Source organism: Myxococcus sp. AM010 (assembly GCF_013372585.1).
In the GTDB taxonomy this organism is placed as follows: domain Bacteria; phylum Myxococcota; class Myxococcia; order Myxococcales; family Myxococcaceae; genus Myxococcus; species Myxococcus vastator.
This window is the reverse complement of record NZ_JABXEO010000015.1, coordinates 116,911-122,927: the sequence shown is the minus strand read 5'-3', so window position 1 is coordinate 122,927 and position 6,017 is coordinate 116,911. Positions and strand designations below refer to the sequence as shown.

The following is a 6,017-nucleotide window of genomic DNA, read 5'->3' as shown; positions in this document are numbered from 1 at the left end:
TATAAGAGACAGCCCCCCAGCCCCGCCTGTCAGATTTCTTCCAGGGGATGGGCCTCCTCGGCCGGGCCGTCTCCCTCATCCTGCGCGACCGCCGGCTGTTCCTCCTGTCCGCCCTCTGTGCCGCCGTCACCGCCGCCGCCCTGGTGGGGCTCGTCTGGCTGTTGTGGCGCTACGCCCCCGGCGCCCTGGATTCCGTCTGGACCCGCCCGGAGAGCTGGTACGGCCGGGCCGCGTGGACCACGGTCCTGGTGTTGTCCGGCCTGGTGCTCTGGGTCGTGGGCGCCAACGTGCTGCCGCCGCTGCTGCTGGCCCCGCTCCAGGACCCCCTGTCCGAGCTGACCGAAGAGGCCTGGGGTGGCGGCTCGGGCGCGTCCTTCACCGTGGCGGGCTTCATCCGGGGGCTCGTCACCGGCATCGCCCATACGCTCGCCCGGCTGTTCTTCCTCCTCGCGGGCCTGGCCGTGCTCCTGCCCCTCCACTTGATACCGGGGGTGGGCAGCGTGCTGTGGACGGTCCTCGCCAGCCTGTACACCATGACGTGGATGGCCGGTGAGTACCTGGCCGCCCCCATGACGCGTCACCTGTATCCCTTCGCCGAGGTGCGCCGGATGCTGCGCGAGCGCCGGGCGCTGTGCCTGGGCCTGGGCGCGGGCATCTACGTGCTGCTCTGGATCCCCATCCTCAACGCCTTCTTCCTGCCCGTGGCCATCGTCGCCGGCACCCTGCTCTATGGCGGGCTGCGCGAGGCCCGGCTGCTGGCGCCCCCTCCTGGAGAGTCCACTACCGCTGCGTTGAAATAAACGGCCGAGCCGGGTGTCCAAACGGGGGTACCGGGAACGCAATGCCCACCAGGGACGTTCTGCTTCACCAGCAGAGAGGCGATGCCTTGAAGCACCTGGAGCCCGTGATTAGGCTTGCCCGGCCGCTTACAGTGTTCGTCTACTCGGTATAACCGGTCGAAATCTCAAGGCTTCTCGCCACACCCGGGGTGCCGGACAGCGCCCCAGCTTGGATGAACCAAATGCCGCGTTTCCTCCGCCGCATCACAGCCGTTGCCGTGCTCCTCGGCGCCTGGGCCCTGGTGGGCAGTGACCGGGCCCCCTTGCCGCTGACCATGGGTGCAGCCGAGGCCGGGCCAGGCTCGTGGAACGGCAGTCTTCCCGCCGCCAAAGGCGAGAAGGCCCCGCACGACCTCAACAGCCTGCGCGTCCTGACGAAGGTCATCCTGTACGTGAAGGAGAACTACGTCGACCCGAAGCGGGTGAGGCCGAAGGAGATGATGATCGCCTCGCTGGAGTACGTCGAGAAGAGCGTCCCCGACGTGCTCGTGGATGGCAACGCGGAGACGGGCAAGCTCAACGTCAACGTGAACGGCAAGCAGCGCGAGTTCGACATCGCCCACGTGGACTCGCTGTGGAAGATGTCCTTCGCGCTCAAGGACGTCTTCGACTTCCTGTCGAAGAACATGCGGCCCATCGAGGACACGCGCGACGTGGAGTACGCGGCCGTCAACGGCATGCTGTCCACGTTGGATCCGCACTCGGTGCTGCTGCGCCCGGAGCTGTACCGGGAGATGAAGCTGTCCACCAAGGGTGAGTTCGGCGGCCTGGGCTTCGTCATCCAGATGCGCGAGGGCAACCTCACCGTGGTCAAGGTGATCCCGAAGACGCCCGCGCACCGCGCCGGCATCCAGAAGGATGACCGCATCAAGAAGATTGGCGAGGAGTCCACCGTCAACATGGACCTCAACGAGGCCGTGTCGAAGCTGCGCGGCCCGGTGGACAGCCGCATCACGATTACCGTGGAGCGCGACGGCTGGGACAAGGCCCGCATCATGACGCTCTCGCGCGCCATGATTTCCATCGAGAGCGTGCAGCACAAGATGCTCTCCAACAACGTGGGCTACATCCGCCTGAAGAACTTCCAGGGCAACACCACCCGCGACCTCGAGGCGGCGCTGACGCAGCTGCGCAAGCAGGCGGACGCGAAGGGCGGCTTCAAGGGCCTGGTGCTCGACATGCGCGGCAACCCGGGCGGCCTCCTGGAGCAGGCCATCCAGGTGTCCGACACGTTCCTGTCCAGCGGCACCATCGTCGCGACGGTGGGCCTGTCCGACAAGCTGCGCGAGGAGAAGCGCGCGCGCGCCATGGACGGCGAGGACAGCTACCCCATCGCCGTGCTGGTCAACGCCGGCAGCGCCTCCGCGTCCGAAATCGTCGCCGGCGCGCTGAAGAACCTGGACCGCGCGACCATCATCGGCCGTCAGACGTTCGGCAAGGGCAGCGTGCAGGTGCTGTACGACTTCCCGGATGACAGCGCGCTGAAGCTGACCATCGCCAAGTACCTCACGCCTGGCGACGTCTCCATCCAGGAGGTCGGCATCGTCCCGGACATCCAGCTGGTCCCCACCCGCGCCACCGACGAGCGCGTGGACGTGTTCGCGCCGCGCCGCTCCATGGGCGAGGCCGACCTGGACCAGCACTTCGGCAACCCGGACTCCAGCACCGTCGCCAAGAAGCGCGAGGATGTGCTCAACCGCGAGAAGCCGCTGGAGAGCCTCAAGTACCTGAAGGTGGACGAGAAGCAGGCCCAGGCCGCCGCCAAGAAGGACGAGGGCAAGGGCGCGCCGAAGACGGCCGCCACCGACAAGAAGCACGGGGAGAAGGACCCGCTGCTGGACGTGGACGTGGCCGGCATGGGCGAGGACCTGGACGACCAGCTCGACGCGGAGGCCCAGGAGGAGATCAAGGAGGACTTCGAGGTCAAGTTCGCCCGTGACTTCGTGCTGCGCGCTCCGGCCACCACGCGCAAGGAGCAGCTCAAGCAGGGCAAGGCGTTCATCAACCAGAAGCGCGCCGAGGAAGAGTCCCGCATCAACGCCGCCATCGCCGCGCTGGGCGTGGACTGGAGCGCGGGCCCCACGCCGAAGAACGTGCAGATGGCCGTGTCGCTGACGCCGGGCCCGGACGCGAAGATTGCCGCGGGCGAGGTGATGGAGATGGCGCTGACCGCGGAGAACCGCGGCACCGAGCCGCTCAAGCGCGTGCGCGCCTGGACGGAGAGCGACAACGCCTTCCTGGACCGCCGCGAGTTCCTCTTCGGCGCGCTGGCGCCGGGTGAGAAGAAGACGTGGAAGGTGAAGGTGCGCCTGCCCAAGGACCTCACCAGCCGCCGCGATGACGTGACGGTGCGCTTCTTCGATGACCACGGCGCCCTGCCGGAGACGCGGGTGGCCGAGCTCAACTTCGTGGAGCTGCCCCGCCCCGCCTTCGCCTTCAACTGGCAGGTCATCGACGACTGCGCCACCTGCAACGGCGACGGCACCGTGCAGCGCGGCGAGGCGGTCGCCGTGCTGCTGGACGTGACGAACGCGGGCACCGGCACGGCGCTCGACTCCTTCACGCAGATCAAGAATGGCGGCGACGCCAACATCTTCATCGAGAAGGGCCGCTTCAAGCTGGGCGAGCTGAAGCCCGGTGAGACGAAGACGGCGCGCTTCCAGCTGGAGGTGAAGAAGGGCTTCAAGGGCAACACCTTCCCGCTGAAGCTGGCCATCATCGACGAGCCGCTCGAGGAGTTCGTGATGGAGAAGCTGGAGCTGCCCGTCTCCGACGCCGCGGTCGCCACGATGGAGCCGAAGAAGGGCTTCGTCCGCCTGGGCGACAAGGTGGAGCTGTATGGCGCCCCCGCGCAGGGCGCGCGCTCGGTGGCGAAGCTGAGCGGGACGACGGTGCTGCCCGCCGAGGCGGTCACCAAGGGCTATTACCGCGTGGCGCTGGAGAAGGACCGCTTCGCCTTCGTGCGCAGCCAGGACGCGAAGGAGCTGAAGACGGGCAAGGTCACCGCGCCGAAGGCCACCCTGGTCACCAACCACCGCCCGCCCGACATCCGCCTGGACGTGGATCCGGCCGCTGGCGGCCTGGTGGCCAACGGGGACAAGTTCACGCTCTCCGGCGTGGTGACGGACCCCCACGGGCTGCTGGACGTCTACGTGCTGGTGAATGACCAGAAGGTCTACTTCAAGGGCGTGGACCCCAAGGGCGCCGAGCCGAACACGCTGAAGTTCTCCACCGAGTTCGCGCTGAAGGAGGGGAACAACAACGTGCTGGTGGTGGCGCGCGAGGACAACGACTTCGCCAGCCGCCGCACGCTGGTCATCCGCCGCCGTCCGGCCGAGGTCGCCCAGAAGATGGCCACGCCCACCGGGAGCCCCTCCAGCAAGCCCCAGTAGGCGCCCCGCGCCCACCTGTGGCGCGCCGCCTCCCTTCGGGCGGCCTTTCCCGCGGGAGAGGCCGCCCGTTTTGTTGACGCTCCTCGCGGGCAGGCGTTAGCGTCCGGCGCGGTGGGCGCCTTACCGGCCGGTCGCGCGCCCTGGAGGCGGTGACTCGAATGCGGACGTTCAGTCGGTGGGTGGCCCTCGCGGCCTGGGCGTCAGGCGCGTCCGTTGTCGCTGCGCCCAATGATCTGCAAGTCGCACGGTTCGGCAACCCCGCGGGCGACAACCCGGTGGCGTCCGCCGACGCGGATTTCCAGGCCTTCGCCCGCATCATGGGCGCGGCCATCACCTCCGTGAACCTGATGCCACCGGAGACGACAGGCCACTCGGCCTGGGCCATCAACGCGGAGCTCTCCGTGGTGTCGCTGCCCGGCAGCGTGAACATCCCCACGCAGAACGACCAGCCCTCCACGGTGCTCATCCCCTCCTTCCACGCGCGCAAGGGCCTGCCCTTCTCGCTGGAGCTGGGCGGACGCGTGGGCTGGGTGGAGAAGAGCAGCCAGGTGGTGGCCACCGGCGAGGTGAAGTGGGCCGCCAACGAGGGCTTCACCTACCTGCCCGACTTCGGCGTGCGCGGACACGTGACGAAGCTGTTCGGCGCCCGGGATCTGGGCCTCACCGTCATGGGCCTGGACTTCGGCGTGGGCAAGCAGTTCCCGCTGGGCGGCATGGTGACGCTGACGCCCTACGGCGGCCTGGACCTGGGCTTCGTCGGCGCGACGTCCAGCCGCATCGACTTCAATCCGGACCGCAGCTTCGACGACTCGACGGGTGGCGACTCGCGTGAGGCGCTGGTCGACACGGCCGCGTACCGGAAGGTGTCCTTCGGCAGCAACATCAACCAGCGCATCTACGGCGGCGTGCGCTTCATCGGCGGCGTGCTCCAGCTGGGCGCGGAGCTGTCGCTGACGCGCACGGGCAGCGTCTCCTACGAGGAGAACGGCGGCACCGTGGACCGGGGCCTGCCGGCCGTCTTCGCCTTCAACACCACGCTCGGCCTGGACTTCTGAGCGCTACGCGGCGGGGTGCAGGGCCTGACGGACCGCCCCCGGCCGGTTGGTGATGAGGTAGCTGACCCCCATCCGCTCCAGGACCTGGGCGCGCTGGGGGTCGTCCACCGTCCACGCCGCCACGCTCATCCCGGCCGCGCGCCAGGCGGCCACCCGCTCCGGGGTGCAGGCCTCGTGGAAGGGGTGGACCGAGTGTGACGACACGAGCGGGCTCACCCCGTAGGCCTGCAGGCTCCAGGACTTGTCCGGGTCGATGAGCAGCCCCCGGCGCAGCTCCGGCGCCGCGGCCGCCAGGCGGAAGAGACACAGCGGGTTGAAGCTGGAGACGACGGCCCGGCCCGACAGCCCGCGCCGGCGCACCAGCCGCGCCACCTGCTCCGCCAGGCCTCCGTCATTGGTGCGCTCGCACTTGAGCTCGATGTTGACCAGGAACTGCGGCGGCAGGGCCTCCAGCACCTCTTCCAACAGCGGGATGCGGGCGGGCGCGAAGCCCAGCGGCGAGCCGACGTCGGCCCGCTGGAGCTTCCACCACGGGGTGAGGCGCACCTCCCACGGCAGCCGCGCGAGCCGCTCCAGGCGCTCGTCGTGACAGACGACGACCTCGCCCGAGCCGCAGAGCATGGCGTCCAGCTCCACACCATCCGCGCCTTGGCGGGCCGCCTCGGCGAAGGCTTCCAGGGTGTTCTCGGGGGCGTCGGCGCTGGCGCCACGGTGGGCAAGCAGGAGCATGC

At 69.1% G+C, this 6,017-nt stretch carries 4 protein-coding genes; 3 read left to right on the top strand and 1 reads right to left on the bottom strand.

The features are described 5' to 3' along the window. The first annotated feature begins 47 nt into the window (after window positions 1–47). The 3 genes from HV826_RS10845 to HV826_RS10835 all read left to right on the top strand — a co-directional run bounded on the left by HV826_RS10845 (window position 48) and on the right by HV826_RS10835 (window position 5,286). Window positions 48–800, top strand: a complete 753-nt coding sequence (locus HV826_RS10845; RefSeq protein WP_255217145.1) for an EI24 domain-containing protein — start codon at window positions 48–50, stop codon at window positions 798–800. Window positions 801–1,012: 212 nt separating this feature from the next. Beyond that, complete coding sequence (locus HV826_RS10840) at window positions 1,013–4,231, top strand: MXAN_5808 family serine peptidase (protein ID WP_176416924.1); 3,219 nt, start codon at window positions 1,013–1,015, stop codon at window positions 4,229–4,231. A 158-nt stretch (window positions 4,232–4,389) separates the two neighbouring features. Continuing rightward, window positions 4,390–5,286: a hypothetical protein gene (locus tag HV826_RS10835; protein ID WP_176416923.1), complete on the top strand. Its 897-nt coding sequence runs from the start codon at window positions 4,390–4,392 to the stop codon at window positions 5,284–5,286. A 3-nt stretch (window positions 5,287–5,289) separates the two neighbouring features. Here HV826_RS10835 and HV826_RS10830 read toward each other — a convergent pair whose 3' ends face one another. Continuing rightward, window positions 5,290–6,015: a glycerophosphodiester phosphodiesterase gene (locus HV826_RS10830; RefSeq protein WP_176416922.1), complete on the bottom strand. Its 726-nt coding sequence runs from the start codon at window positions 6,013–6,015 to the stop codon at window positions 5,290–5,292. Window positions 6,016–6,017: the final 2 nt, after the last annotated feature.